This window comes from Corallococcus sp. CA053C (assembly GCF_003611675.1).
In the GTDB taxonomy this organism is placed as follows: domain Bacteria; phylum Myxococcota; class Myxococcia; order Myxococcales; family Myxococcaceae; genus Corallococcus.
This window is the reverse complement of the sequence record NZ_RAWA01000892.1, coordinates 1-437: the sequence shown is the minus strand read 5'-3', so window position 1 is coordinate 437 and position 437 is coordinate 1. Positions and strand designations below refer to the sequence as shown.

Below are 437 nucleotides of genomic sequence, written 5' to 3'. Positions count from 1 at the left end.
GCCACAGCCTCACCGGCATCGTCGTGCGCGCGCAGCTCGCGCAGCGGCTGCCGGCCGCGGAGGGCGCCGCCGAGATGGCCGCCGTCGAGGAGCTGGCCCGCACCGCCCTCACCGAGGTGCGGGCCGCGGTGAGCGGGTGGCGCCGGGTGTCGCTGGACGACGAGGTGGTCGTCGCCCGTGACGCGCTCGCCGCCGCCGGCGTGCAGCTGGCGGTCACCCGCGACCCCGGGCTGGACCTCACCCCGTCCGCCGAGCACGCCCTGGCCCTGGCGCTGCGGGAGGCCGTCACCAACATCGTGCGGCACGCCCGCGCGACCCGCTGCACCGTGGCGCTGCGCTCCGCCGACGGCCGGGTGCGGCTGGAGGTGGCCGACGACGGCGTCGGCGGCGGCTCCGACGGCAACGGGCTGGCCGGGATGCGCGAGCGGATCGCCGTG

The 437-nt window shown here is 79.4% G+C and carries 1 protein-coding gene; it reads left to right on the top strand.

The features are described 5' to 3' along the window. Window positions 1–437, top strand: a 437-nt coding sequence (locus tag D7V97_RS43755; protein WP_199729286.1) for an ATP-binding protein, incomplete at both ends; no start/stop codon positions are given.